Source organism: Serratia sp. HNCC26DJ244 (assembly GCF_057180565.1).
This window is the reverse complement of the sequence record NZ_JBXUGO010000002.1, coordinates 113,491-140,490: the sequence shown is the minus strand read 5'-3', so window position 1 is coordinate 140,490 and position 27,000 is coordinate 113,491. Positions and strand designations below refer to the sequence as shown.

Here is a 27,000-nt window from a genome sequence, read left to right as displayed (position 1 = left end):
TATAAAGATATCAAGGACACTTTATGAGCAATTTCGACCTGTCACGACGCCGTTTCATCAAAGGTAGCGTGATTGCAGGGATATCTGTTTACCTCGCTCCCCTCTACAGCCGTGCCTATGCTGCGCTATTTGAACAGAGGATCCTGCAATCACCCAATTGGGATGCCCATGCCAGACGCATCCGCTATCGCATTGATGGCCGCTCCAAAGTGATGGGGCAGAAAGTGTTTGCCCGTGACATCCGTGCGGTCGATATGCCGCACTGGCCGCAAAAGCAGGCACATGCTTTTATTCTCAGGGTGACGAAAGCCGATCGCTTGTTTACCGGTATCGATCTCTCCCTGCTCGGTGATGACCTGCAGCCGGATCGCTTGGTGACGTCAGAAGATCTGGCCCGTGATGGCCTGGCCTTCCCGGAATTCTACGGCGACGATATGCTGCTGCCGACGGGGAAAACCCCAGCCTACCTTGGCCAAGCGGTGGCGATCCTGATCTATCATGATTTTGCCCGTTTCCGCTTTGCCAAAGACAAGCTGAAATTCCGCGATGAAGTGATCCAATATGGCAGTGAAACCGGTCCGTTAGAGCGCGACCCTTGGGGTAGCTTCCGCTTTGTGCGCGTTGGTGGCGCTCAATCTTCTGATGACGATCGCTTCTCCAGTCTCAAGGACAGCCCAATCTTCCCGCTGGCAATGAGAAGGCACTTGCCGGTATGGCCGGAAGGGCGCGAGGGCGGCAAACTGGATCAGGAGGGGATGTATTACGCCGGTATGATTGACCAGCAACTGCAATCCCCACCTACTGACTGGCTGGTGATGTCACGACGCTATACCACACAATCCGCTGATACTTCGGCGTTGGAACCGGATAACGCCAATGGATGGTTTGATCCTGCAACCCAAACGCTACATTTGGTGATCCCGACTCAGTCTCCGCAAGAGGTGGCTGAACAAATGCCGCACATGTTGGCTAAACGCCTTCAGCCGGTAAAACAGTTGATCCTGCACCCTTGCTATACCGTCGGATACGGTTCAAAAGACCATTATAACTTCCCGTATTACGGTGCTGTTGCAGCGCTTTATGGCGATGGGCTACCAGTGCGGCTGGCCAATGACCGCTTTGAGCAGTTCCAGACATCCATCAAACGTCACGCTTTCGATATGAACTACCGTATCGCGGTTGATAAGCAAACGGGGGTGTTGCAAGCGTTCCAAGGTTCGATGACGGCAGACGGTGGTGGGCGCTGCAACTTTACGCCTTCGGTGGTGATGGTGGCGGCCACTGCGGCACAGTCGATTTACTATTTCCCGAAAAGTGACCTTTCGGCGGTGGGGTTGGCGTCTCGTGCCATTGATGCTGGTTCTGCCCGTGGTTACGGCACGCTGCAAAGCATGGCTGCCACCGAAATGATGATCGATGAATTGGCAGAGGAGCTGAAACTCGATCCGATCGAGTTCCGCTTGCGCAACGTGCTGAAATCCGGCATGAAAAATACCCAAGGGGCGATCCCGGCGGGGGCGATTCGCGCCGACGAAGTGTTAGAGAAGGCCGCACAGCATGAAATGTGGCTTAAACGTGCCGAACGTAAAGTGGCGTTTGAACGCCAGAACCCAGGTAAACGCTATGGCGTAGGCTTCGGTTGTGTACAAAAAGACTTTGGCACGGGGGCCGAAACCTCCTTTGCCCGGGTGGAATTGAGTGACGATGGGCGCATTACGCTTTACCACAGCGGGGCTGAAATGGGCACAGGCATGTCCACCTCGCAGTCCGTGCTGTGTGCGCAATGGCTGGGTAAACCGGCCGATGTGGCTAATTTCTCGGTGACCGATTGGTCATTATTACCGATGGTGACCAGTGGCGACCCTTACCTGATGTCGCAGGAAGAGCAGGACAAGCTGCAAACCAACCCCAATTGGACACCCAGTTATTGCTCACCTTCCAGCGCCAGTAACTCAGCTTACTATTTCTCGCACAGCACGCGTGAAGCGGCACGGTTGGTGTTCGAACAAGGGATATGGCCAGCCGCGTTGGCGATCTGGCAGTCCGGCATTGGTGGTGGCCAGGCGGCTCCGCTGGTGGTACGCAAAGAAGAGGCTCGCTGGGTTGAAGGGGGCTTGACGGCGGCCGGGATGCAGATCTTGCCACTGGAGCTATTAGCAAAGAAAGCCCACCAGATGGGGCTTCTGACTGGTGCAGTGGTGCATGTATTCAATCGCTGGCAGTGGGCTGAAGCAGAATTCATGCTGAATAACCAACGTGAGCGCTTACCCATCGACGGGCTGGCGGTGCGCCTGGGTGACGGTGAGTTCAAGACCATGGCGCGTGAACAGGCTTTTTATCCGCCGACCCAGCGTAACAACGCCGCAGTGACCTATTACAGTGCCGTCGGCACGTTGGCCGAAGTGGCGGTGGATATCGCTACCGGCAAGGTTGAACTATTGAACCATCACTCGATTATGGAGTGCGGCAATCTGATTGTGCCAGCCCTGGTTTCCGGCCAATTGCAGGGCGGGTTAGCGATGGGGATTGGCCATGCGTTGCATGAATATCAACCATTATACGAAGACGGGCCGGGTAACGGCACCTGGAACTTTAACCGTTACCATTTACCGCGCGCCAGTGACGTGGCGGTCTGGAAACAGACCGGTGACATCCTGCCTGCGTTGTCGGAAACCGATCCGCCGAAAGGGATGGCGGAAGTGGTGATGATCCCAGTGGTTGCCGCACTGGTTAACGCCATCGCCCATGCTACTGGGCACCGTTTCCGTGATTTGCCTGTCCGTGCCGAGAATATTCTTGAGGTATTACCATGAGCATTAAAACCCACCCTATTACCCTTACCGTTAACGGTAAACAGCTCGGTCCCATCGAAGTGCCGGAAGGTTTGATGATGATCGATTTTCTTCATGAATACCTCGATCTCACCGGTTCGCGTCTCGGTTGTGGCCAAGGGATTTGCCATGCTTGTGTCGCGATCCTCGATCATCCTAGCGGTACCAGCGAAGAGATTCGTACCTGCATTACCGGCGCTCACTTCTTCAATGGCAAGCAAATACGCACCATTGAGGGGCATGCGGCAGTGGATAGCAAAGGGGAATCCGTTGAACTCTCGCCGATCCAGCAGTCGTTCCTCGAGCATTACAGCTTCCAGTGCGGTTATTGCACGCCGGGGTTTGTTAACGCGGCGACCATTTTTGTTGAGCAACTCAAACGTGAACCGATCCCGCGCGAACAGTTAGAAGAGGCGATTGCTCAGGCTTTAGAGAATCATATTTGTCGCTGTACTGGCTATGTGCGTTATTACCAAGCGGTGCGTGACGTGGTGTTGAAAACGCCAGGCTTGCTTAAGGAGACGGCGTGATGAAAAAACGTTTGGCACTGTGGATCCTGTTAATTGTGGCTATCGTGATCGCCGTACTGTGGTGGCGGGAAAATCGCCGCTATGACGGTCCGGTCCAGCAGGTTACCTCCAGTAGCGAGCAGATTGCCCGTGGGCGTTACCTAACGCAGGCTGCCGACTGTGCGGCTTGCCATACCGCTACCGGTGGTGCACCGCTGGCGGGTGGCTATCCCATGGAGACACCGTTCGGCACGATTTACGGCAGTAACCTGACACCTTCTGCAGACCACGGCATTGGCCACTGGACTAAAGATGATTTCTTCCTGGCACTAACCCAAGGGATTGCGCCAGGGGGGCGCCATTTGTACCCGGCGATGCCTTACACATCCTACAAAGGGATGACACGTGAAGATGCTGATGCCATTTACGCCTATCTGATGTCACGCCCTGCGGTAGATGTCGCCACGCCGAAAAACGATATGCCATTCCCGTTCAACCAGCGTATGGCGATGATCGGCTGGAATTTGCTGTTCCGTAGCAGCGATCCGTTGCCAGCAAGTTCACAGGGCGCTTCTACCGAATGGCTGCGCGGTCGCTATCTTGCTGATGTGCTCGGCCACTGTGGCGAATGCCATACGCCACGAGGCATGTTTGGGCAGATGGAATTGAGCAAGCCAATGCAGGGTGGCAATCTGGGGCGCTTTACCGCACCGGACCTTACCCCGCAAGGGCTGGCACAGCGCGGCTGGACGCTAGAAGATATGACTCGCTTCCTGAGTACCGGCATAGCGCCACAGGGCTCCGCTTTCAGCGAAATGCATACCGTGGTGGCGCTCAGTACCCGTCATTTAACGCCGGAAGATCATCGGGCACTGGCAACTTATCTGATGGGCGACAAACCACCCCAGGCGGTGGCTGTGAAAATCGGCCAGGGCAATGAAGCCGGGCGCATCACGTATCTTGACCAATGTTCGGGTTGCCATGAGCGCGATGGTGCCGGCAAACCCCATGTCGCTGTGGCGATGCGCGATAATTCCACTTTACGCCAGCCAGACGGTAAGAATCTGATCGTCTCCGTGTTGGATGGCCTGCCTGCGCAACAGTTCCCTGGCAACGAAAGTATGCAAAGCATGCCGGGTTTTGCCGATCGGCTGGATGATGCGCAAATTGCAGAGTTGGTCAATTATCTGCGTGTAACCTGGGGAGGCTTACCGGGTGATATCACCGCCGAACAGGTGAAGGCTCTGCGTAAAGCGCATTAATGATGGTTAATAAACAGGCTCACGGACGTGAGCCTGTTAAGTGATGCCAGAATGATTACCCGGCATTCTCCCAATATGAATTAAATAACATTCTTAATGTGCAAAACTCCCTCACATCAAAGCTGACAGAATATGAAAATCATTATCCCATGCTAATGCACTAATTTATCCAGTCCGATAACCAGTCAAAATAACTGCGACTCAACGTTAGCTCTCAAATATGACTCTTTTGATGAGTCACTTAGGTTCTTTCAGTGATTGAGAACACCATTGTGCAAGTTGTGTTATCGCTTGATCAACTTCATCGTTGTAACCAAAACCGGCGTTCAACCGGAAACAGTGATCATAACGACTGTCCGTAGCAAAAATATGCCCTGGAGCAATTCCGATCCCTGCAGCGCGAGCCTTTATAAACAGGCTTCTCACATTTAGGGCTTTCTGCGGCATTTCTACCCACAGTACATACCCGCCCTCAGGCTGTGAAACCTGAGTTCCTGGGGGAAAATCTCGCAGTACAGCATGGCGGATCTTACCAATTTGGCTCGCCAACTCTCGCCTTAGCTGACGTAGATGAGCATCATATCCGCCATTCCTTAGTAATTCGTTAATAGCTGCCTGTGGCAATATTGATGAACCCATAGTTGATGTATATTTTAATGAGGTGATTTTACGCATGTAGTTGTTGCTATGAACCCAACCAACACGTATACCAGGTGCTACAGTTTTAGAAAAGCCACTACAAAGAATAACGTGCGGACTAAAAGCCCTCATTGGGAAAGGACGTTTATCATCAAACGCCGTATCGCCAAAAATATCATCCTCAATAATGATCACATCATTTTCATCAGCTTGTCGTGTGATGTATGCTTTTTCCTCATTGGGTATTATTTTACCCAAAGGATTATTAATATTGGCGAGGGTAACAAATGCCTTAATGACTTTTCTCTGGAAAAGCGCAACCAACTTTTCACTATCAACATAACCCTCTTTACAGGCCTCAACTTCAATGACACGCAAATTGAGATTACGTAACATTTGTAATAAAACAAAATAGCATGGTGATTCAACAGCAACCACGTCTCCCGATTTGACTGTTGCACGAAGAGAGAGGGATAACGCTTCAATACATCCGTTGGTAACCAGAATGTTATCTGGATTGATATTACATCCATAGTCTAGCGCTCGTCGGGATATTTCTACTTTTAAAGGGGCATAGCCGGTACCTTTTACCGTATCCCCAAGCAAAAATGGTTTCCTGTAACCAAGCTGACGCATGATCAAACTTAGCTTTTTTATAGGATACAAAGAGCTATCACCGTTGGCTAGATCCAAACGGACACGGCAATTATCACCAACCATTGCCATGTGCAGTTCCGATTGCTCATCAAGTGGCGCAATTTCATGTGGTTGTTCGACAACGATAGCTCTCTCTTGCAGAGCCTGCCGCTGTGGCACAACAAAAAAACCAGATTTGGGTTTTGCCACTGCGTAATGTTCATCTTCCAACGTACGCAAGGTTTTTAGTGCTGTGGTCAGGCTAATTTGGTACTGAGTAGCTAATGTTCTCACTGAAGGCAGACGCGTATTAGGAGGTAATACTCCTGCATCAATTGCCTGCTTTATCCGTTCAGTAATATCACGATATCGGCTGACTGACCGTCCTTGTTTTGCGTTCTCAATAGCCATCTGTTCCACTCCATTTCGATCCGATCTGTGCCTATAAAAGAAATTACATTGATAGTAGTTTAACTTTCAAGTGATAGAGATGATGTAAGGATAAAAAATCATGTCGATTAGAGATATACTTTTAGCACTTTCTGTGATCATTACGTGGGGAATTAACTTTGTGGTTATTAAAATGGGATTACATACGATGCCGCCTTTTTTATTGGCAGGCTTACGTTTTGCTCTGGTAGCATTTCCGGCCATGTTATTTATCAAACCACCTATAATACCGATCCGCTGGTTAGTGGCGTATGGTATGACCATTAGCTTTGGCCAATTTTCCTTTTTATTTCTAGCAATCAAAATTGGCATGCCTGCAGGGTTGGCATCGTTAGTCATACAAGCACAAGCCTTCTTTACCATTTTGTTAGGAGCATTGATAATTGGCGAAAAATTGAAGTGGAACCATATTACCGGAATTTTGATTGCGACAATCGGCATGTTTATTCTGGCTATCTCGGGTATGGAAGGGCTACGTTCTGGGGGCGTCACATTAACTACAATGGCGCTAACGTTAGCTGCTGCTCTCTCATGGGGCTTGGGCAACATTACGAATAAGGTGATCATGCGTGACCGCCAAGTTCCAATAATGTCATTGGTTGTTTGGAGTGCGTTGGTGCCGATAGTCCCATTTTTCGTCTGTTCATGGCTGTTTGAAGGTCAAGCTACAATTATTTATAGCTTTATGCATATTGACGGTAAAACAATTATCGCTTTAATTTATCTGGCATTTTTTGCCACGATCATCAGCTATGCTATCTGGGGAACGCTGTTAAGCCGCTATGAAACATGGCGTATTGCCCCGCTATCATTACTTGTGCCCGTTATCGGTATTTTGAGTGCCGCGTTAATACTGGGAGAAAAATTTTCTTCCCAACAAATTATCGGTGCCCTCGTGATTATTGCTGGTTTATTGGTAAATATTTTTGGGAATCGGCTAATACCTGGTCGAATAGCCTATTAACGAAAAAGGTACAGTGCATACCATAGTTGCTCACGCCCACCGACAGAATAAAGCTGGTGAAAATTTAATAGCTTTTGTTTTACAATCATAAACGACCACATATAGTCACTAGCGGAAAGCCACCATTAATGGCCGCATAACCTCTATTTTTAACTTCGAATGAAAATGGTAGGGTCTCCATACATTAAAAACACATATTTTCTTGTTAGACCTCTTGTGATATGTATATACTATGAAATTCATAAATACATAAAAGGATCTTTATGAACGCTTACATTGAGGAGGCATGTGTTGCAGATGCAGAACGCATCATGAATTTAGTTAACATGGCTTATCGTCCTGATGCAACTATAAAGGGCTGGACTCATGAGGCGGGGCTGGTTTCTGGTTCTAGAATTACCGCTGAACAAGTTATAACCATACTAAATAGTGACTCCACAATATTAGTAATGCGTGATAAAGATAAAATAGTAGCGTGTGTACATATTGAGTGTGTGGATAATAAATCCTGCTATATAGGTATGTTAGCAACTGATCCAGAGATACAGGGTAACGGCATTGGTAAACACATGCTTGCAACTGCTGAATCAATCGCAGTGACGAAGTACTCTGCCAAAGTATTTAAAATGTCAGTTCTCTCCTCACGCCAAGAGCTAATTGCATACTACAATCGACGCGGCTATGAATTTACCGGACATTCTGAAGAATACCCAATAACTGCTGGTGTGGGCACTCCAATCATTGAAGGTCTTTACTTGTTAAGCTTAGAAAAGAAACACTCTTAGTTTTATTTAAGAAATAAAAAATCAGTATTAGCGCTGCTCCAAGCAAGGGGAGGGATAGTTTTACCAAAATTACAGTTTTCCAGGGAGTTCACTGGGGCATACAATACGCCCACCCCTACCGGCATCGAGGCCAGTATCCCCTTTTCCTACATCAAACTCGCTGACGCAAACCATACCAAGTTAGCCTTATTTTCATCCCACTCGCCAAACCCAAGAGCAAACTCGTCAGCAGCACAGAGTTCGCGTAGAATGCGCCACTAGTTCCACCCGTGGTTGGTCATCTCCGGTTTTCACCCTCATCCGCTTTGTCTACATCAGTGGGGTTGGTTACCTCAATTACGTTGGTTAACTGTGCTGGTGATGAGATAAAGCGAGCATGCAAATATTTGAATTTTCCGTTAACCCCATAAAATAAAACAAAAAAGCCAAGTAAAGAACCATAAATATGAACATTATTTACCAAGACCAGCATATTATCGTGGTCAATAAGCCCAGCGGGTTGCTTTCTGTACCGGGGCGAGCACCAGAAAATCATGACAGTGTGCTGGCACGTGTCCAGGCAGAATTTCCCGCAGCGCAATCGGTACATCGTCTGGATATGGCGACCAGTGGGGTGATTGTTGTCGCGCTAACCAAGGCTGCTGAGCGTGAGCTAAAGCGTCAGTTCCGTGAGCGTGAACCAGAGAAATGCTACATTGCCCGGGTCTGGGGCCATATAGAATTAGACGAAGGATTAGTGGATTTGCCGCTGATTTGTGATTGGCCGAACCGTCCGCTGCAGAAAGTCTGTTTTACCACCGGTAAAGCCGCGCAAACCCACTATCAGGTGCTTTCCCGTGATGCGGATGGCAGTACGCGAGTAAAACTGACCCCGATCACCGGGCGCTCCCACCAATTGCGTGTTCATATGCTGGCATTGGGGCACCCGATCCTCGGGGATGGCTTCTACGCGCACCCCGAGGCCAAAGCCATGGCAGAGCGCCTACAACTACATGCCCAAGAGTTGCGCATAACTCACCCAGAGTTCCACACATCCATGAATTTCCGAGCCGACGCCGATTTCTAAGCGCCGGCTTAATACCGGACTCATGCCCTATATCTGAGTCATGCTCTGTGCGGCTACTTGAAGCCTTTTTCATGTTTAATCAAGTCATAAGCCTCCTGAATTTCTTGCGCTTTCTGTTTGGCCATTTCCATCATTTGTGGCGGTAATCCTTTCGCCACCAGTTTATCTGGGTGGTGTTCGCTCATCAGTTTGCGATAGGCACGTTTGATGACAGCGGCATCATCATTGCTGTTAACGCCCAAGACCTTGCAGGCATCCTGTAGCGTCGGGCCCCGTTGGGCCTGTTGATACCCCCCTTGGGAACCGTAACTGTGCTGCCCCTGGCCGCCACCAAACTGACGACCACCTTCCATCATGTTGAGAAACTGATCGAACTGGCTATGTGAAATCCCCAGCTCTTCGGCAATGACATACAGGACATCCCGCTCATTGGGATGGAGTGAACCGTCAGCAAATGCCGCCTGGATTTGAATTTCCAAAAACATCCGAATCAAGTCAAAACGACCCACGCAGATACTGCGCAATTGCTGTAATGTTTCCCGCAATGGAAATTGATTCTGCTTACCCTCACGGAAAGCTTGCTGTGCCGCGGTTCTGGCCTCGCCATGCAGTTGCAAACGGTCCATAAACAGGTTGGCTATTTGGATATCCGCCTCGGTCACCCGCCCTTTCGATTTAGTCAGGTGCCCCATAACCTGGAAAGTGGTACGGAAAAATAGCGCCTGCCGCGCTTGCTGATTGGCAAAAAAACCCTGGTTGCGTTTGTTATAAAGCGCAGTATCAATCATCTGGCCGATAATCAGCCCTAAAATAATCCCCCAGAATCCCGCTCCAGACCAGACAGCGATAATCACTCCGAGTAGTTTTCCCCAATACTGCATAGACTCCCCAACTGTAAATTGTCAATCGCACACCACGGGTTGATTGAAGTGTTGCCGCCTTACCAGGATGAACTCCAATTATTTTGGTGTAATTCCCTTATTTATACGCAAGGGGTAAGGCGATTTTTTCCAAGAATTCGATTATCATACCTGTCATTTATCGCTACGCCTAACGTCGGTGTTGTCGACAGCAAGGTTTATACTTGTCGTCATTCAAGCGCCTACGATGTGACTGGTGCGAACGGATGCAAGCAACACTCAAGCAATTTGACGTATGAAAGGTATAACACTAGCGCAACGTTGATGCATGATATAGTCTCTGAATCATTTGCTGGACATGACGCTTCGGATAACGGAACACCAAAAAACGCGTATGAAAAAATGTTTCCCCACACTGCTGGCCACATTGATTTGGTCAGCAATTTATAGCCAGTATGCCGTCGCTGACTTGACTGAGCAATGTATGCTCGGTGTACCTATTTACGATAAGCCCCTTGTTACCGGCTCTCCTGACAGCTTACCTGTCACCATTCGTTCTGAGAGCGCCCATGCCAATTTCCCTGATAATGCCCAATTCACCGGCAATGTGGATATTGAACAAGGCAACAGCAGGCTGCTAGCCGAACAAGTTGATCTGAACCAAACACAAAAAGAGGGTCAACCGAACCCTATCCGCACCGTCACCGCCACCGGTGATGTGCATTACGCGGATAATCAGATCAAACTGAAAGGCCCGAAAGCCTGGTCAAACCTGAACACCAAAGATACTGATGTTTATCAGGGTGAATACCAGTTGGTGGGGCGCCAAGGGCGCGGCGAAGCCGACAAAATGAAGATGCGTGGTGAAAACCGCTATACCATTTTGGAAAATGGCTCCTTTACCTCCTGTTTGCCAGGAGATAACAGCTGGAGCGTGGTCGGATCTGAAGTTATCCAGGACCGAGAAGAACAAGTTGCCGAAATATGGAATGCCCGCTTCAAGATTGGTAATGTGCCGGTGTTCTACAGCCCTTATATGCAATTGCCGATAGGCAACAAGCGCCGTTCAGGTTTTCTGATCCCGAACGCCAAATATAGTAGCAATAATGGTTTCGAATTCCTGTTGCCCTATTACTGGAACATTGCTCCCAACTTTGATGCCACTATTACGTCACACTATATGACAGAGCGTGGCCTGCAGTGGCAGAACGAGTTCCGTTATCTGCTGCAACCCGGTCTGGGGACTATTGCCCTGGATTGGCTGCCCAGTGATCGTCAATATGAGAACGACCATGGCGAATCCAATGACAGTAAGCGTTGGCTGTTTTACTGGGGCCATAGCGGCGTAATGGCCAATGTGTGGCGTTTTAACGTTGACTACACCAGAGTCAGTGATTCTTATTACTTTACGGATCTCACCTCACAATATGGAACCACCACTGACGGTTACGCAACGCAAAAATTCAGTCTCGGTTACGCCAATGAAAACTGGGATACCGCGCTGTCATCCAGGCAGTTCCAGGTTTTCCCTGCGGGCGGTAACGAAAATGCCTACCGTTCTCAACCGCAGTTGGATATCAACTATTACAAAACAGATATTGGCCCCTTTGACCTGCATACTTACGCCCAGGTCGCCAAGTTCACTACCGTCAACCCGGATAACCCGAAAGCCACTCGCTGGCATATTGAGCCGGCAGTGAGCCTACCATTAGGTAACAGTTGGGGGAGTCTGAATACTCAAGCCAAAGTGATGGCAACTCATTTCCAACAAGATATTCCAAACGGTTTTGCGGCACATTCAGATCTGGATGAGTCAGTCAATCGCCTGCTGCCACAGTTTAAAACCGATGGCAAAGTGGTTTTTGAGCGAGGCATGGCCTTGTCACCAGACTATACCCAGACCATCGAACCACGGGTGCAGTATCTCTACGTGCCATATCGCGATCAAGGCAATATTTATACCTATGACTCAACACTGCTACAGACGGACTATTCTGGTCTGTTCCGTGACCGCTCCTACAGTGGGTTAGATCGTATTGCATCGCAAAATCGTTTAGCAACCGGGGTCACCTCGCGAATTTATGATGATGAGTCAGTGGAACGTTTTAACGTTTCTGTGGGTCAAATCTACTATCTCAGCCATTCACGTACTGGGGAGCAATATCGCGACTTTGATAACAATAATGATACCGGCAGTGTTGTCTGGGCGGGTGATACTTATTGGAAGATCGATCAACGTTGGGGCATGCGAGGGGGTGTGCAATATGATACCCGCCTGAGCAGCTTTGCGTTAGGTGATGCGGTAGTGGAATATCGTCAGGACGAAAATCGCGTAGTGCAATTAAACTACCGCTATGCCAGCCCAGAGTATATTGCTACTACGTTGCCAAATATCAGCAACCCAGGCTATCAGGAAGGTATTTCACAAGTTGGCTTGATCGGTGGCTGGCCAGTCGCTGATCGTTGGGCGGTGGTGGCAGGTTATTATTATGATACCCGGGCCCAACAGACGGCAAACCGCTTGGTAGGCCTGCGCTATAACACTTGTTGTTGGGCAATTAATCTCGGTTATGAACGTAAGATCACTGAGTGGGATAATGTCAACCAAAGCAGTAAATATGATAATCGGTATACAGTCAGTGTTGAACTCCGTGGCCTAGGTAACGATCACAGCCTGGGTACTAACGGAATGTTACGTGCAGGCATTCTGCCTTATCAACGTGCATTCTGATGTATTTTATGCCCAGGACAGGTATAACAGATTGAAAATAAAAACTTTCACCCGCAATTGCGGATTAAATAACGGGAAATGTATGAAGAACTGGAAAGCGTTTCTTCTCGGATTGGTGGTTTGTGCCAATACGGCATTCGCAGCGCCGCAAGAGGTCAATAAAGTCGTCGCCGTGGTCAATAACGGGGTGGTACTCGAGAGCGATGTGAACGGTTTATTACAATCGGTGAAACGCAACGCGCAGCAAGAAGGGCAACAGTTGCCTGGTGACAGCGAACTTCGTCAGCAAATCATTGAACGCCTGATCATGGATAATATTCTGTTGCAGATGGCGCAAAAAATGGGTATCACCGCCAGCGATGCCGATGTGGATAAAGCGATTGCCAATATTGCCGCCCAGAACAAAATGTCTGTTGATCAGTTGCGCAGCCGTTTGGCCTATGAAGGCTTAAACTACAACACCTACCGCGCACAAATCCGCAAGGAAATGCTGACCGCTGAAGTGCGTAACAATGAAGTCCGCCGTCGTGTCAACATCCTGCCACAGGAAGTTGAGGCATTGGCCCAACAGGTCGGTGCTCAAAATGGCGGAGATACCGAGGTTAACATCAGTCATATCCTGATACCGTTGCCAGAAAACCCGACTCAAGAGCAAGTTAACCAAGCTGGAACACTGGCAAAGCGCTTGGTGGGTGAAGTTAATGGTGGCGCAGATTTCGGTAAATTAGCCATCACCTACTCCGCCGACTCACAGGCCCTGAAAGGTGGCCAGATGGGATGGGGTAAACTACAGGAAATGCCTACACTGTTCGCAGAACGGTTGGTAAATGCCCAAAAAGGGGATGTGGTCGGTCCTATCCGTTCCGGTGTTGGTTTTCACATCCTGAAAGTTAACGATCTACGTGGTGGCAACCAGTCAATTTCCGTCACCGAAGTACATGCGCGCCATATTCTGTTGAAACCGTCTGTCGTGATGACCGACGCTCAAGCGCAGGCGAAACTTCAGGCTGTGGCTGCCGCCATCAAGAGTGGTAAAGCCAAATTTGAAGACGAAGCCAAGCAACTTTCTCAAGATCCTGGTTCAGCATTACAAGGTGGAGATCTGGGTTGGAGTTCGCCAGATGCTTATGATCCTGCCTTCCGTGATGCACTACTGAGGTTGCAGAAAGGCCAGATCAGTGAACCGGTTCACTCTGCCTTTGGCTGGCACCTGATCCAATTGATCGATACTCGCCAAGTGGATAAAACTGATGCCGCACAGAAAGATCGCGCTTACCGCATGCTGTTCAACCGCAAATTTGCTGAGGAAGCACAAACCTGGATGCAGGAACTCCGTGCTTCAGCTTATGTGAAGATCCTCAATGGCAGCAATGCACAACACTAAGCGTATCGTGATTACCCCCGGTGAACCCGCCGGGGTGGGGCCGGATTTGGTCACCACACTGGCACAGCAGGATTGGCCTGTTGAGTTAGTGGTGTGTGCCGATCCGGCCTTATTGCTTGCGCGTGCCCGCCAATTGTCATTACCCCTGACGTTGAGAGAGTATCAACCCGGACAGCCAGCTCAACCACAGCAAGCCGGTAGTTTAACGGTATTGCCCGTTGTGGCCCGAGCACCGGTGGTGGTCGGTGAGCTAAACGTAGCGAACAGTAGCTATGTTGTAGAAACTCTGGCTCGCGCCTGTGACGGCTGTCTGAGCGGTGAATTTGCTGCTCTGGTAACCGGCCCGGTTAACAAAGGGGTCATCAATGATGGCGGTTTGCCGTTTAGCGGACACACTGAGTTCTTCGCCGAACGTAGCCACTGTGAACGCGTCGTGATGATGTTGGCTACCGAAGAGTTGCGTGTTGCGCTGGCCACCACCCATCTGCCGTTATTGGCTGTACCCGGGGCGATTACCCTGCAGAGTCTGGATGAAGTGATCACCATTCTCGATCATGATCTAAAAACCAAATTCGGCATTGCGCAGCCACAAATCTATGTTTGTGGGCTTAACCCGCATGCCGGGGAAAATGGTCATATCGGGCGTGAAGAGCTGGATGTTATTATTCCCGCACTCGAATTGTTGCGTCAGCGCGGCATTCAACTGGTTGGGCCGCTACCTGCTGATACCCTGTTCCAACCGAAATATCTGCAACATGCCGATGCCGTGCTGGCAATGTATCACGACCAAGGTTTGCCAGTATTAAAATACCAAGGGTTTGGTCGGGCGGTAAATATCACCCTTGGCTTGCCCTTTATTCGTACCTCGGTCGACCATGGTACTGCATTGGAACTGGCTGGTAGCGGCACTGCCGATGCCGGTAGTTTCAAAACAGCCTTAAATCTCGCCATTGAAATGATAATTAATTCTAATGAATAATAGAGTCCACCAAGGGCATTTTGCCCGCAAACGTTTTGGACAAAACTTTTTAACCGATCAGTTTGTCATCGATAGCATTATCTCAGCGATTCATCCACAACCGGGTGAAGCAGTTCTTGAGATCGGTCCAGGTTTGGGTGCCTTAACCGAACCTGTTGCTGCACGTATGGATCATATGACGGTGATCGAACTGGACCGTGATCTGGCCGCTCGCTTGGCCAATCATCCCCAGTTAAAAGATAAGCTGACCATCCATCAGCAAGATGCGATGACGGTGAACTTCGCCGAGTTGGCTGAACAAGTAGGTCAACCATTGAGAGTGTTCGGTAACCTGCCTTATAACATCTCAACACCGCTGATGTTCCATCTTTTCAGCTATACTTCGGCTATTCGCGACATGCATTTTATGTTGCAAAAAGAAGTGGTCAATCGCCTGGTGGCTGGCCCAAACAGCAAAGCTTATGGCCGGCTGAGCGTGATGGCACAATACTACTGCAATATCATTCCGGTACTGGAAGTGCCGCCTACCGCCTTCGCTCCACCACCTAAGGTCGATTCAGCGGTGGTTCGTTTGGTACCCCATGCGACAATCCCACATCCGGTGCATGATGTGCGCATGTTAAGCCGTATTACTACCCAGGCGTTTAACCAACGCAGGAAAACCATCCGCAATAGCCTGGGTGAGTTGTTTACCCCAGAGCAACTGATGGAATTGGGTGTTGATCCGGCATTACGAGCAGAAAATATTTCTGTCGCGCAGTACTGTAAGCTGGCAAACTGGCTTACAACCCAGCAGGTGCCAGCGCAATAAAGGAGTCATGACCATGATTGATTCGCCCCGTGTATGTATCCAAATTCAGAGTATTTATGTGGAGTCACAATCAATACCTGAAGAGGAGCGTTACGTCTTCGCATATACCGTTACTATCCGTAACCTGGGGCGTTTTAACGTGCAACTCCTGGGGCGTTACTGGCTAATTACCAACAGTAATGGCCGCCAAACTGAAGTACAAGGGGAAGGGGTGATCGGCGAACAGCCCCTTATCCTACCCGGTAACGAGTTTCAATATACCAGCGGTGCGGTACTCGAAACACCGCTCGGTACTATGGAAGGTCACTACGAAATGGTGGATCACCAAGGTAAGCCATTTCGTACAGCTATCCCAGTCTTCCGCTTAGCCATCCCTACGCTGATCCACTAATATGGCAACCTATCTTATCGGCGATGTTCATGGTTGCTTTGATGAACTGCAAGCGCTGTTAGCTCAAGCTAATTTCGAGCCACACCAGGATCAACTGTGGTTAACCGGTGATTTGGTTGCCCGCGGGCCAGATTCGCTCGCGGTGCTGCGTTATGTGCGTTCACTCGGCCCAGCAGTGCGTATGGTGTTGGGTAACCATGATTTACATCTGCTGGCTATCTATGCCGGCATTAGCCGTAATAAACCGAAAGACAATCTGACGCCTTTACTAGAAGCCCCCGACAGTGATGAGTTAATCAATTGGCTGCGGCGTCAACCCATTCTGCAAGTTGACCACCAGCGTAAACTGATTATGGGGCATGCAGGCATCACTCCACAGTGGGATATTGCCACCGCGCAACAATGTGCCCGTGAAGTTGAAGCCGTATTAAGTAGCGACTGCTACCCGTTATTCCTTGATGCGATGTATGGCGATATGCCAAATAACTGGTCCCCAGAGATGATTGGGCTGGCACGCCTGCGTTTTAGCACCAATGCGCTGACGCGTATGCGCTATTGTTTCCCTAACGGGCAGTTGGACATGATTTGTAAAGATGCCCCCACTGATGCTCCCTCCATGTTGAAGCCCTGGTTTGAACTCCCTCGCCAAGTTGACCCCGATTACACCGTTATTTTCGGTCACTGGGCTTCACTGGAAGGTAACGGCACACCTGAAGGTATTATTGCTCTAGATACCGGTTGTTGCTGGGGCGGGGAACTGACCATGTTACGTTGGGAAGATAAACAGTTTTTTACCCAACCGGCTAGCCAACGCGCAACGCTCGATGGTCAGAATTTACTCACCGGCATTTAATTAAGCAACCGCAGGCCAAACCATGGTCACAAACAATAGTCACAAGCATTAGCCACAAACAATGGCCAATAATGGTGCTCTGCGGTTGTCACCCAAGTGAGTCTCTTTTACTCAAGCCTGGTAAGCTGGATACCCCCCCACGGATAGGCAAGACCCACAGTGGGTTACCAGGAAGGGGTTATCAGAAAGACTTAGCGACGTTCTAAAATCTCAAAACAATAACAGTGAGAATTCAGTTCATCTGCATCATGAAATTCACTGAATGAGCTTTCCCACTCATCGGGCTCGTAATCCGGAAAGTGGGCATCCCCCTCCACTTCAGCATCAATATGCGTCAAATATAACCGGTTAGCCCGTGGCAAAAACTGCTCATAAACCCGGCCACCACCAATCACCATGACCTCTTCCACATCCCCCGCGGCAGTCAATGCCTGCTCCAACGAGGTTACCCAAGTCACACTCTGGTCACTGCCTGGCTGGCTGCTTAAAACAATATTCTGGCGGCCTGGCAACGGACGACCTATCGACTCAAACGTCTTACGACCCATAATAATAGGTTTATTCAACGTGTTACGTTTGAACCATGCTAAATCTGCGGGTAAGTGCCATGGCATGGTATTTTCCATACCAATAACGCGGTCTGCTGCCAAAGCGGCAATCAGGCTGATAATCATTATATAACCCTGTATGTCTTCGTCATTTGAGCTGCAGCGGTGTTAGCTGCAACCTGAACAAACTTGGCGATAGAGTAGATGGCAAAATCGTCCACACTATACGTAAAGCGCTATTCGCCGTCGATAGGGTTTTGTCTCATTTACGCGATAAGACCTGAGGGTGTTAAGCCTACAGTAACAACCTTAAACCCCTGGTCGTTTGCGATATAACCATAAGCCGGGCACAGATAAACCGATAGATAGCGCACCGACAATAAAACAAGCTTTAAGGAAATTGGAAATCATTACCGACATCAATGCTTCGCTATAGCCAAGATGGGAGATTTCTACCACGCTGATCATCGCGGTATAAGCAGAGATGCCCGGAAACATCGGGATCACCGCCGCCACGGTAAACACCTTGGGGTGAGCCAGCAACCAACGTGACCAACTGATACCAATAATACCAATCAGAATGGCGGCCAAAAACGAAGCCCACTCGATATTCATCCCAAAATGCATCATCAGCATACGGGAACCATGGCCTAATGCACCCAGTAAAGCGCAATAGCGCAAGGCACGAGCGGGCACATTAAATACCATGGCAAAACCCAAGGCAGGTACCGCAGCCAACAACATATCCTGCAGTAACATCCATAATAGGTTCATGCCCACCCCCGCAATTGCCATAACGACATGGCCATCACCACGCCGATACAGGTTGCCAGGGTCAATAAAGTGGCCATCGCCCAACGCGCCAACCCAGTATTCACATGGCCTTTAAACATATCAGCCACGGCATTAATCAATGGAAACCCGGGCACCAGCAGCAGAACGCTGGCGGCCATCGCCACACTGGAGGTTTGGCTAAAAACAGGTAAACGCAGCAGTAAACCAGAAACCGAGGTGGCAACAAACGCCGTCAAACAGAAATTGATCAACGGATTCAAATGGCGGGCAGTCAATAGTTGGCGCACAAACATGGCCAGACCACTGGCCAGAAAAGTGACCACAAAGGCATCAGGGCCGCCACCATTGAGCATGCTGAAGCAGCCACAGGACAACCCCACCATCAACACCACCAGCCAGCGTGGATAACGCAGTGGAACGATCTTGTTAAAGCGCCGGGCAACCGTCTGGGCATCCGCCAAACGGTGTTCAGCCAAGATCACAATATGCTGCACCTCAGTAACAATTTGCATATTAATGCCGCGATCAACATTCTTACGTGTTGTCGTCAGGCAGGCATCATTGCTGATCGTGGTCAGCACCACCGCATTGGCCGAAATGGAGCTTTCCACACTGTCCATCCCCAGTGCCAAGCCCAGGCGAGTAGAGAGCTGCTCCACCACCATGCTTTCCGCACCATGTTGTAACAGTAGCAACGCGCACTGAATACAAAGGCGCGTAATCTCACGTTGCTGCTGATTGACACTGGGTAGATCCACCGTCAATTCCCGTTTCATATTGCCCATTGTACTCCCTGAATGAACGCCCACCGCAGCTAAACACCTCACCCTGCAAGATGCAGGTAGATATCCCCTACCTGCAACTTAGAACGTTCAGTTATTTACTGATTCGGGCATGTAATTCCTGTACCGAAGTCACCTGTTCAGTAGGATCGGCCTTTAATGCCATCACGGTAGCAAAACCACCGTTAAGTGTGGTGTCATAGTGTACTTTATACTGCAACGCACTGCGACGGATCAGTTTGGAGTCCTCAATAGCCTGGCGGCCCGCGGTGGTGTTAACAATATAGGTGTACTCGCCATTTTTGATGCGGTCCTGAATATGTGGCCGCCCTTCATGCACCTTATTGACTAAACGGGGATTAATCCCTGCCTCACCCAGTACGATGGCGGTGCCATGAGTGGCATCCAGTTCAAAACCCTGTTTGAGCAGGCTGGCTGCCAGGTCCACCACGCGGGCTTTGTCACCCCCACGTACTGATAACAACGCACGCCCCTGTTTTTTCATACCGGAGTTACTGCCCAGCATCGCCTTGGAGAAAGCTTCAGCAAAGGTAGCCCCAACCCCCATCACTTCCCCTGTCGAACGCATTTCTGGCCCCAGAATCGGGTCAACACCCGGGAACTTATTAAATGGCAGGACCACTTCTTTCACCGAGTAATACGGTGGGATAACCTCTTCGGTTACCTGCTGCTCAGCCAGCGATTTACCGATCATCACTCGTGCCGCTACCTTCGCCAAAGGGACCCCAGTGGCTTTGGAAACAAACGGAACGGTACGGGCAGCGCGCGGATTGACCTCAATCAGGTACACTTCGTTGTTTTTCACTGCAAACTGGACGTTCATCAAACCACGGACCTGCAGCTCAAACGCCAACTTTTCCACCTGTTGGCGCATCACATTCTGGATATCCTGGCTCAACGTATAGGCTGGCAGGGAACAAGCCGAGTCGCCAGAGTGTACGCCAGCCTGTTCGATATGCTCCATGATGCCACCGATCAACACGCGCTCACCATCGCAGATGGCATCGACATCCACTTCTACGGCGTCGTCCAGGAAACGATCCAACAGTACCGGAGCATCATGGGAGACACTCACCGCATTCTGGAAGTAACGACGGAGATCAACTTCATCGTAAACGATCTCCATGGCGCGGCCACCCAGCACGTAAGAGGGGCGCACTACCAGCGGATAACCAATCCCTGCGGCTTTTTCTACCGCCTGCTCAATAGTGGCCACGGTGGCATTGGCGGGTTGCTTCAGCCCCAAGCGGTGGACAGCCTGTTGGAAGCGCTCACGATCTTCCGCACGATCAATCGCGTCCGGGCTGGTACCAATAATCGGCACACCAGCGGCTTCCAGCTCACGCGCCAGTTTCAGCGGAGTTTGCCCACCATACTGCACGATAACGCCTGTTGGCTGCTCGATACGTACAATTTCCAGCACATCTTCTAACGTCACTGGCTCAAAGTAGAGACGATCCGAAGTATCGTAGTCGGTGGAGACAGTTTCCGGGTTGCAGTTGACCATAATGGTCTCGTAACCATCTTCACGCAATGCCAGCGCGGCGTGCACACAGCAGTAGTCGAATTCGATTCCCTGGCCAATACGGTTTGGGCCGCCCCCCAAGATCATCACTTTCGGACGGTCATGGGATGGATTGGCTTCACACTCCTCTTCATAAGTGGAGTACATATAGGCGGTATCGGTAGCAAACTCCGCAGCACAGGTATCGACCCGCTTATAAACCGGGTGCAGATTGAAACCATGGCGCAACTTGCGGATTTCATTTTCTGAAACCCCGACCAATTTGGCCAAACGCGCATCAGCAAAACCTTTACGCTTCAGCAAGCGCATAAAACCGGCGTTTAAACCGTTGATGCCCAACTCAGCCACCTGCTCTTCAAGGCGCACCAACTCTTCAATCTGCACCAGAAACCAGCGATCGATATTAGTCAGGTTGAACACACCATCCACCGACAGACCGGCACGAAAAGCATCAGCGATATACCAGATACGATCACAACCGGCATCTTTAAGTTCGCGACGTATTTTGGTCAGCGCCTCAGGGTCATCAAGGCTCACTTTAGGATCAAAACCGGTGGCGCCCACTTCCAGCCCACGCAGTGCTTTCTGCAATGATTCCTGCTGGGTACGGCCAATTGCCATCACTTCCCCCACAGACTTCATCTGGGTGGTCAGGCGATCATTGGCACCGGCAAATTTTTCGAAATTAAAACGCGGGATTTTGGTAACTACATAGTCAATGGAAGGCTCAAAGGAAGCTGGCGTGCGGCCACCGGTGATATCATTCATCAACTCATCAAGGGTATAACCTACTGCCAACTTCGCGGCGATCTTGGCGATCGGGAACCCCGTGGCTTTCGATGCCAACGCTGATGAGCGGGAGACACGAGGGTTCATTTCGATCACGATCAAACGGCCGGATTTCGGGTTGACGGCAAACTGGACGTTAGAACCGCCGGTTTCAACGCCGATCTCGCGCAACACCGCCATCGAGGCATTACGCATGATTTGATACTCTTTGTCGGTCAGGGTCTGCGCGGGTGCCACGGTGATAGAGTCACCGGTATGGATGCCCATCGCATCGATATTTTCGATGGAGCAGACGATGATGCAGTTATCATGCTTATCGCGCACCACCTCCATTTCATACTCTTTCCAGCCAATCAGCGATTCATCAATCAATAGCTCGTTGGTAGGAGAGAGATCCAGACCACGCTGACAGATCTCTTCAAATTCTTCACGGTTATAGGCGATACCCCCACCGGTTCCTCCCATAGTGAATGATGGGCGAATAATGCAAGGGAACCCCACATCAGCCGCAACCGCCAACGCCTCATCTATATTATGCGCGATGCCAGAACGAGCGGTATCCAGGCCGATCTTCTTCATGGCAATATCGAAACGGCGGCGATCTTCTGCTTTATCGATAGCATCGGCAGTAGCACCGATCATGGTGACACCGAATTCAGCCAGCACCCCTTGGCGCTCCAGCTCCAGAGCACAGTTGAGTGCTGTTTGCCCACCCATGGTTGGCAAGACCGCATCTGGGCGCTCTTTTTCGATGATTTTGCGCACCACTTCCCAGTGAATTGGCTCAATATAGGTGGCATCCGCCATTTCTGGGTCAGTCATGATGGTCGCGGGGTTGGAGTTAACCAGAATAACGCGGTAACCCTCTTCACGTAGTGCTTTACAGGCTTGTGCACCGGAATAATCAAATTCACACGCCTGGCCAATCACAATCGGACCGGCACCGAGGATCAGGATGCTTTTTATATCTGTACGTTTTGGCATGTTGTATGGCTCCTGATTATTTGGCGTTGGAACGATAAGATTCAATCAGTTCAATAAAGTGGTCAAACAGCGGTGCCGCATCATGGGGGCCCGGGCTGGCTTCTGGATGCCCTTGGAAACCAAATGCTGCTTTATCGATGCGATGAATTCCCTGCACCGTATGGTCAAACAGCGATTTGTGAGTGACCCGCAGAGTCGATGGCAAATTATTTTCATCTACAGCAAAACCGTGGTTCTGCGCGGTGATCATCACCCGTTGATTATCCAGATCCTGCACCGGGTGGTTACCACCATGATGACCCAACTTCATCTTGGTGGTTTTCGCCCCGCTAGCTAACGCCAGTAGTTGATGTCCAAGACAGATACCGAAGAGTGGAATGTCGGTTTCCAACAACTGTTTGATAGCGTTAATGGCGTAATCACAAGGTTCTGGGTCACCCGGGCCGTTGGACAGGAACACGCCGTCTGGCTTCATTTTTAACACATCTGCAGCCGGAGTCTGAGCAGGAACCACCGTAAGACGACAGCCACGATCCACCAACATACGTAGAATATTGCGTTTTACACCGTAATCATAAGCCACCACATGGTAAGGCAGTTCATCTACTGATTTGGCAGCTGGCAAATCCCCAGCCAGGGTCCAACTGCCTTGCAACCAAGGGTATGCATCCTTGGTGGTGACCTCTTTCGCCAGATCCATCCCCTTCAAACCGGGGAAAGCCTTGGCTTTTTGCAGTGCCAGCTCAGCATCAGCAGCATCGCCAGTCATGATGCAGCCATTTTGTGCCCCTTTTTCCCTCAGCAGACGCGTCAGTTTGCGCGTATCAATATCGGCAATGGCGACAATATTATGCTGCTTAAGGTAGGCCGACAGCCCTTCTTCGTTACGGTAGTTGCTGGCAATGAGAGGAAGGTCGCGGATAACCAGGCCTTGAGCATGAACAGAGGAGGATTCTTGGTCAGCATGATTGGTGCCAACATTGCCGATATGGGGATAAGTAAGAGTAACGATTTGGCGGGAGTAGGAGGGGTCAGTGAGGATTTCTTGATAACCGGTCATCGACGTATTGAAGACCACTTCCCCCACTGCCGAACCTTCCGCCCCAATGGCCCGACCATGGAATTGGGTTCCGTCTTCCAGAACCAATAGCGCTGATTTGATCAAAACACCCTCCAAGGAATAATAAGTCACATTATTTGCATATTAATTCATATGTCACACTCTAAATCAATGCCAAAAACGCCATCACAGCTGATTTTTGGCAAATTGCGCGCATTCTAATGATGAGTGCTGGTCTTGTCTACAAAAAGCCCCCTTTTTTACATTAATTTTGTCCACCTTACGATTTATTTTAACCCACAACCTCGAAAACACACAAAAACTCGGGCTGGAAAACGGTTGCAATAAGAAATAGCATAAAAATAGGTTTTAAAAGGTAGCCGTCTAGATAAGATGAGATCAAATGGTCTAGAAATGAACAAATAAGCAAGATAAACATTAAAAATAGACATTAGAGTGAAAATTAAAACCATAAAGCCTATTTTCACATAAAAAAATAGGGCAATTGGATTATTGCCCTATTTTCATGTAATTAGAAAAAAAACCTTAAAAGAAAGGGGATTTAAAATATTATAACTGCTCTAATCCGAGCACATCGCGCATATCAAATAACCCATTTTGCCGCGCAGAAACCCAAATAGCCGCACGGACGGCACCATTGGCGAAAGTCATACGGCTTGAAGCTTTATGCGTAATTTCCACCCGCTCGCCGATATCGGCAAACATCGCGGTATGCTCACCCACAATGTCGCCAGCCCGGATAGTGGCAAACCCGATGCTCTTCGGATCTCGTTCGCCAGTATGACCAACACGCTGGTAAACCGCACACTCTTTAAGGTCACGGCCTAATGCCCCGGCAATCGCCTCGCCCATCGCTAGCGCAGTACCGGAAGGCGCATCAACCTTATGGCGATGATGTGCCTCCACTATTTCGATATCCGTATAATCACCCATCACCTTGGCGGCCTTCTCCAACAGTTTCAACATCACATTGACCCCGACACTGAAGTTAGCGGCAAATACAATGCCAATCTGTTGAGTAGCGGCTTGGATGGCGGCTTTACCCGCATCATCAAAACCGGTGGTGCCAATCACCATACCTTTATGATGAGCCACACAGAATGCCAAATGAGTCAACGTGCCTTCTGGGCGAGTAAAGTCGATCAAAATATCAAAATCATTGACCACCTTTGCCAGGTCATCAGTGACAGTCACACCTAGCACCCCTACCCCGGCCAACTCACCGGCATCTGAGCCCACCAGACTTGACCCTGAGCGCTCCATAGCAGCACCTAACACCACGCCTGGTGCCTGCTGTAGCGCTTGAATCAATTGACGCCCCATACGTCCACCAGCACCAGCGACGGCAATGCGGATCTGTGAATTAGTCATACTCTGCTCTCTTTTTGATCACTAGCCATTCTTCAGCACTCAGTCGACCTGCTTAATGTCCAGCCGCAGTTCTCTGGGTACTTCAAACACGATGTTCTCTTCACGACCACTAAGCTCATGAACGTCTTTGCCACCCAATATCTTCAAACGACTGATCACTTCCTGAACCAACACGTCTGGCGCAGAAGCCCCCGCGGTAACCCCAATGTTGCCACCCCCTTGCAACCAGGCTTCTTGAATATCAGCGGCAGAATCGATCAGATAGGCAGGTTTACCTACACGTTGAGCCAATTCAGCCAAGCGGTTGGAGTTCGACGAGTTTTTCGACCCCACCACCAGGACGAGGTCCGCCTGTGCCGCCAGATTACGTACTGCTTCCTGACGATTAGTGGTGGCATAACAAATATCATCTTTCCGCGGGCCGATAATATTCGGGAAACGCTCACGCAATACATCAATCACATCCGAAGTGTCATCCACAGAGAGTGTCGTCTGGGTCATAAAACAGAGGTTATACTCATTCTTTACCTGCAGTTTCCAGACATCCTCGGGTGACTCAACCAGATACATTCCCCCCTGCGGGTTACTGTATTGCCCCATCGTGCCTTCCACTTCCGGGTGCCCAGCATGACCAATCAGGATCGCCTCAGTCCCCTTGCGGCTGGCTCGTGCCACTTCCATATGCACCTTGGTCACCAACGGACAAGTGGCATCAAACAACATCGTCAGTTCACGGGTTTTGGCTTCAGCGCGTACCGCCTGTGAAACACCGTGGGCAGAAAAGATCAGGATCGAACCATCAGGCACCTCGGCGATCTCTTCAATGAATATCGCCCCGCGTTCACGCAGGCTATCGACGACATAGCGGTTATGTACCACTTCATGGCGCACATAAATCGGTGCGCCATAAATCTCCAACGCACGTTCCACAATGCTAATCGCACGATCAACCCCGGCACAGAAACCGCGCGGATTAGCCAGCAATATTTGCATCTGTTTTCTCCTGCTGTGGATCAATCTCCAATACTTCAATATCAAAGAGGACTGGGTGACCCGCCAACGGATGGTTGAAATCGACGGTGACAGAGTCTTCAGCCACTTCATGCACCACACCAGGCATTTCACTGCCATCAATGGCGGTAAACAGCATGATGGTACCCACCTCTGGCACCCCGGTATCGATGAAATCACGGTGCGAGAAGAACTGAATCAAGTCTGGATTCTTTGCCCCAAATGCCGCTTCCGGTTGCAGGGTAAAAGCACATTTATCACCCACCCGCAGACCAATAAGTTGCTGCTCCAAGGGGGCGGACAAGCTGCCATCCCCCAGGCGAAACAGCGCAGGTTTACCGTTGCCTCGGGTAGACTCCGCCGTTGAGCCATCTTCCAATTTCAGCGTGAAATGCACCAACACCGCACTACTACTGTTAACCTGAGCTGTCATATTACTTCCCTTCACTGCTGGCACGTTTCTTCGCTGGCAGGAACCCTTCCAGTACGATCATCACAGCCCCTATACAGATAAAGGAGTCCGCCAGGTTAAAGGTCGGGTAATGCCAATTACCGATATAGAAGTCGATAAAATCGACGACAAAACCATGCCATAGACGATCAAACAGGTTACCGAGCGCACCACCAATAATAAACGCATAGGCGATATTGTTGAGCTTCTGCTGGGCACTGCTGCGATACATCATCACCAGCAGGACCACCACAATAGCAATGGCGACACCCGCAAAGAACCAGCGCTGCCAACCACCATGGTCCGCAAGGAAACTGAATGCGGCACCGTAATTACGCGCATAATACAAGTTGAATGACGGGAACAATGGCTGGAGTTGGCCCAGCTCAAAATTATTCAAAATCCACAGCTTACTGGCTAAATCCAACGCCAGTACCACCACCACCAACCATAGCCAGCGCAAGCCGGTCGAACTTATCGGTCTACTCATT

23 protein-coding genes are annotated in these 27,000 nt (G+C 50.0%); 12 read left to right on the top strand and 11 right to left on the bottom strand.

Features of this window, described 5'->3' with window-relative positions; translation table 11 throughout:
* The first annotated feature begins 23 nt into the window (after positions 1 to 23).
* Genes AC2A06_RS02225 through AC2A06_RS02215 form a run of 3 tightly spaced genes read left to right on the top strand, consistent with a single transcriptional unit; the run spans position 24 to position 4,602 of the window.
* The gene (locus AC2A06_RS02225; RefSeq protein ID WP_484379216.1) at positions 24 to 2,813 is read left to right on the top strand and encodes a xanthine dehydrogenase family protein molybdopterin-binding subunit; all 2,790 of its coding nucleotides are present in this window, start codon (positions 24 to 26) and stop codon (positions 2,811 to 2,813) included.
* Positions 2,810 to 3,361: a (2Fe-2S)-binding protein gene (locus AC2A06_RS02220; RefSeq protein WP_484379215.1), complete on the top strand. Its 552-nt coding sequence runs from the start codon at positions 2,810 to 2,812 to the stop codon at positions 3,359 to 3,361. Before AC2A06_RS02225 ends, AC2A06_RS02220 begins: the two co-directional genes overlap by 4 nt.
* Positions 3,361 to 4,602: a c-type cytochrome gene (locus AC2A06_RS02215; RefSeq protein ID WP_484379214.1), complete on the top strand. Its 1,242-nt coding sequence runs from the start codon at positions 3,361 to 3,363 to the stop codon at positions 4,600 to 4,602. The genes AC2A06_RS02220 and AC2A06_RS02215 overlap by 1 nt, the downstream gene beginning before the upstream one ends.
* Before the next feature lie 237 nt (positions 4,603 to 4,839).
* Here AC2A06_RS02215 and AC2A06_RS02210 read toward each other — a convergent pair whose 3' ends face one another.
* Positions 4,840 to 6,288 carry an aminotransferase-like domain-containing protein gene (locus AC2A06_RS02210; RefSeq protein WP_484379213.1) on the bottom strand — a complete coding sequence of 483 codons (1,449 nt, stop codon included), beginning with the start codon at positions 6,286 to 6,288 and terminating at the stop codon, positions 4,840 to 4,842.
* A gap of 100 nt (positions 6,289 to 6,388) precedes the next feature.
* Between AC2A06_RS02210 and AC2A06_RS02205 the strand changes: the two genes are divergently transcribed.
* From AC2A06_RS02205 to rluA, 3 genes are all read left to right on the top strand, one after another.
* On the top strand, positions 6,389 to 7,291 hold the full coding sequence (locus AC2A06_RS02205) for an EamA family transporter (RefSeq protein ID WP_484379212.1): 903 nt from the start codon (positions 6,389 to 6,391) through the stop codon (positions 7,289 to 7,291).
* 263 nt (positions 7,292 to 7,554) lie between these two features.
* Positions 7,555 to 8,076 (top strand): GNAT family N-acetyltransferase, encoded by a 522-nt coding sequence (locus AC2A06_RS02200; protein WP_484379211.1) that lies wholly within the window; start codon positions 7,555 to 7,557, stop codon positions 8,074 to 8,076.
* A 445-nt stretch (positions 8,077 to 8,521) separates the two neighbouring features.
* Positions 8,522 to 9,142 (top strand): bifunctional tRNA pseudouridine(32) synthase/23S rRNA pseudouridine(746) synthase RluA, encoded by a 621-nt coding sequence (gene rluA, locus AC2A06_RS02195; protein ID WP_484379210.1) that lies wholly within the window; start codon positions 8,522 to 8,524, stop codon positions 9,140 to 9,142.
* Positions 9,143 to 9,195: 53 nt separating this feature from the next.
* Here the strand turns inward: rluA and djlA are convergent, their stop codons facing one another.
* A complete protein-coding gene (gene djlA, locus AC2A06_RS02190; RefSeq protein ID WP_484379209.1) occupies positions 9,196 to 10,023 on the bottom strand; it encodes a co-chaperone DjlA in 828 nt (275 codons plus the stop codon).
* A 373-nt stretch (positions 10,024 to 10,396) separates the two neighbouring features.
* Between djlA and lptD the strand changes: the two genes are divergently transcribed.
* The 6 genes from lptD (at position 10,397) to apaH (ending at position 17,151) form a co-directional block, all read left to right on the top strand.
* A complete protein-coding gene (gene lptD / locus AC2A06_RS02185; protein ID WP_484379208.1) occupies positions 10,397 to 12,733 on the top strand; it encodes an LPS assembly protein LptD in 2,337 nt (778 codons plus the stop codon).
* Positions 12,734 to 12,815: 82 nt separating this feature from the next.
* Entirely contained in the window at positions 12,816 to 14,117 is a 1,302-nt protein-coding gene (surA, locus tag AC2A06_RS02180; RefSeq protein ID WP_484379207.1) for a peptidylprolyl isomerase SurA, read from the top strand.
* Positions 14,104 to 15,096, top strand: coding sequence for a 4-hydroxythreonine-4-phosphate dehydrogenase PdxA (gene pdxA / locus AC2A06_RS02175; RefSeq protein WP_484379311.1), 993 nt, complete (start codon positions 14,104 to 14,106; stop codon positions 15,094 to 15,096). The genes surA and pdxA overlap by 14 nt, the downstream gene beginning before the upstream one ends.
* Positions 15,089 to 15,907, top strand: coding sequence for a 16S rRNA (adenine(1518)-N(6)/adenine(1519)-N(6))-dimethyltransferase RsmA (rsmA, locus tag AC2A06_RS02170; RefSeq protein ID WP_484379206.1), 819 nt, complete (start codon positions 15,089 to 15,091; stop codon positions 15,905 to 15,907). Before pdxA ends, rsmA begins: the two co-directional genes overlap by 8 nt.
* A gap of 13 nt (positions 15,908 to 15,920) precedes the next feature.
* Entirely contained in the window at positions 15,921 to 16,298 is a 378-nt protein-coding gene (gene apaG, locus AC2A06_RS02165; RefSeq protein WP_023492454.1) for a Co2+/Mg2+ efflux protein ApaG, read from the top strand.
* A gap of 1 nt (position 16,299) precedes the next feature.
* The gene (gene apaH / locus AC2A06_RS02160; RefSeq protein ID WP_484379205.1) at positions 16,300 to 17,151 is read left to right on the top strand and encodes a bis(5'-nucleosyl)-tetraphosphatase (symmetrical) ApaH; all 852 of its coding nucleotides are present in this window, start codon (positions 16,300 to 16,302) and stop codon (positions 17,149 to 17,151) included.
* Positions 17,152 to 17,342: 191 nt separating this feature from the next.
* On the opposite strand, the gene folA is transcribed toward apaH, so the two are convergent.
* The 9 genes from folA to lspA all read right to left on the bottom strand — a co-directional run bounded on the left by folA (position 17,343) and on the right by lspA (position 26,999).
* A complete protein-coding gene (gene folA, locus AC2A06_RS02155) occupies positions 17,343 to 17,825 on the bottom strand; it encodes a type 3 dihydrofolate reductase (RefSeq protein WP_473196059.1) in 483 nt (160 codons plus the stop codon).
* A gap of 183 nt (positions 17,826 to 18,008) precedes the next feature.
* Positions 18,009 to 18,473, bottom strand: coding sequence for a threonine/serine exporter (locus tag AC2A06_RS02150; protein WP_037386403.1), 465 nt, complete (start codon positions 18,471 to 18,473; stop codon positions 18,009 to 18,011).
* A complete protein-coding gene (locus AC2A06_RS02145; RefSeq protein ID WP_037386437.1) occupies positions 18,470 to 19,270 on the bottom strand; it encodes a threonine/serine exporter family protein in 801 nt (266 codons plus the stop codon). The genes AC2A06_RS02150 and AC2A06_RS02145 overlap by 4 nt, the downstream gene beginning before the upstream one ends.
* Positions 19,271 to 19,370: 100 nt before the next feature.
* Positions 19,371 to 22,595: a carbamoyl-phosphate synthase large subunit gene (gene carB, locus AC2A06_RS02140; RefSeq protein WP_484379204.1), complete on the bottom strand. Its 3,225-nt coding sequence runs from the start codon at positions 22,593 to 22,595 to the stop codon at positions 19,371 to 19,373.
* A 16-nt stretch (positions 22,596 to 22,611) separates the two neighbouring features.
* Positions 22,612 to 23,760 (bottom strand): glutamine-hydrolyzing carbamoyl-phosphate synthase small subunit, encoded by a 1,149-nt coding sequence (gene carA / locus AC2A06_RS02135; RefSeq protein ID WP_023489408.1) that lies wholly within the window; start codon positions 23,758 to 23,760, stop codon positions 22,612 to 22,614.
* Positions 23,761 to 24,225: 465 nt separating this feature from the next.
* Positions 24,226 to 25,047: a 4-hydroxy-tetrahydrodipicolinate reductase gene (dapB, locus tag AC2A06_RS02130; RefSeq protein WP_484379203.1), complete on the bottom strand. Its 822-nt coding sequence runs from the start codon at positions 25,045 to 25,047 to the stop codon at positions 24,226 to 24,228.
* A 39-nt stretch (positions 25,048 to 25,086) separates the two neighbouring features.
* Positions 25,087 to 26,040 carry a 4-hydroxy-3-methylbut-2-enyl diphosphate reductase gene (gene ispH / locus AC2A06_RS02125; protein WP_473196062.1) on the bottom strand — a complete coding sequence of 318 codons (954 nt, stop codon included), beginning with the start codon at positions 26,038 to 26,040 and terminating at the stop codon, positions 25,087 to 25,089.
* The gene (fkpB, locus tag AC2A06_RS02120; RefSeq protein WP_473196063.1) at positions 26,021 to 26,491 is read right to left on the bottom strand and encodes an FKBP-type peptidyl-prolyl cis-trans isomerase; all 471 of its coding nucleotides are present in this window, start codon (positions 26,489 to 26,491) and stop codon (positions 26,021 to 26,023) included. Before fkpB ends, ispH begins: the two co-directional genes overlap by 20 nt.
* A gap of 1 nt (position 26,492) precedes the next feature.
* The gene (lspA, locus tag AC2A06_RS02115; RefSeq protein ID WP_037386435.1) at positions 26,493 to 26,999 is read right to left on the bottom strand and encodes a signal peptidase II; all 507 of its coding nucleotides are present in this window, start codon (positions 26,997 to 26,999) and stop codon (positions 26,493 to 26,495) included.
* Position 27,000 lies beyond the last annotated feature (1 nt).

Coding starts and splice junctions, on each gene's coding strand:
- AC2A06_RS02225 (WP_484379216.1), top strand. CDS start 24: ATGAGCAATTTCGACCTGTCACGACGCCGTTTCATCAAAGGTAGCGTG.
- AC2A06_RS02220 (WP_484379215.1), top strand. CDS start 2,810: ATGAGCATTAAAACCCACCCTATTACCCTTACCGTTAACGGTAAACAG.
- AC2A06_RS02215 (WP_484379214.1), top strand. CDS start 3,361: ATGAAAAAACGTTTGGCACTGTGGATCCTGTTAATTGTGGCTATCGTG.
- AC2A06_RS02210 (WP_484379213.1), bottom strand. CDS start 6,288: ATGGCTATTGAGAACGCAAAACAAGGACGGTCAGTCAGCCGATATCGT.
- AC2A06_RS02205 (WP_484379212.1), top strand. CDS start 6,389: ATGTCGATTAGAGATATACTTTTAGCACTTTCTGTGATCATTACGTGG.
- AC2A06_RS02200 (WP_484379211.1), top strand. CDS start 7,555: ATGAACGCTTACATTGAGGAGGCATGTGTTGCAGATGCAGAACGCATC.
- rluA (WP_484379210.1), top strand. CDS start 8,522: ATGAACATTATTTACCAAGACCAGCATATTATCGTGGTCAATAAGCCC.
- djlA (WP_484379209.1), bottom strand. CDS start 10,023: ATGCAGTATTGGGGAAAACTACTCGGAGTGATTATCGCTGTCTGGTCT.
- lptD (WP_484379208.1), top strand. CDS start 10,397: ATGAAAAAATGTTTCCCCACACTGCTGGCCACATTGATTTGGTCAGCA.
- surA (WP_484379207.1), top strand. CDS start 12,816: ATGAAGAACTGGAAAGCGTTTCTTCTCGGATTGGTGGTTTGTGCCAAT.
- pdxA (WP_484379311.1), top strand. CDS start 14,104: ATGCACAACACTAAGCGTATCGTGATTACCCCCGGTGAACCCGCCGGG.
- rsmA (WP_484379206.1), top strand. CDS start 15,089: ATGAATAATAGAGTCCACCAAGGGCATTTTGCCCGCAAACGTTTTGGA.
- apaG (WP_023492454.1), top strand. CDS start 15,921: ATGATTGATTCGCCCCGTGTATGTATCCAAATTCAGAGTATTTATGTG.
- apaH (WP_484379205.1), top strand. CDS start 16,300: ATGGCAACCTATCTTATCGGCGATGTTCATGGTTGCTTTGATGAACTG.
- folA (WP_473196059.1), bottom strand. CDS start 17,825: ATGATTATCAGCCTGATTGCCGCTTTGGCAGCAGACCGCGTTATTGGT.
- AC2A06_RS02150 (WP_037386403.1), bottom strand. CDS start 18,473: ATGAACCTATTATGGATGTTACTGCAGGATATGTTGTTGGCTGCGGTA.
- AC2A06_RS02145 (WP_037386437.1), bottom strand. CDS start 19,270: ATGAAACGGGAATTGACGGTGGATCTACCCAGTGTCAATCAGCAGCAA.
- carB (WP_484379204.1), bottom strand. CDS start 22,595: ATGCCAAAACGTACAGATATAAAAAGCATCCTGATCCTCGGTGCCGGT.
- dapB (WP_484379203.1), bottom strand. CDS start 25,047: ATGACTAATTCACAGATCCGCATTGCCGTCGCTGGTGCTGGTGGACGT.
- ispH (WP_473196062.1), bottom strand. CDS start 26,040: ATGCAAATATTGCTGGCTAATCCGCGCGGTTTCTGTGCCGGGGTTGAT.
- fkpB (WP_473196063.1), bottom strand. CDS start 26,491: ATGACAGCTCAGGTTAACAGTAGTAGTGCGGTGTTGGTGCATTTCACG.
- lspA (WP_037386435.1), bottom strand. CDS start 26,999: ATGAGTAGACCGATAAGTTCGACCGGCTTGCGCTGGCTATGGTTGGTG.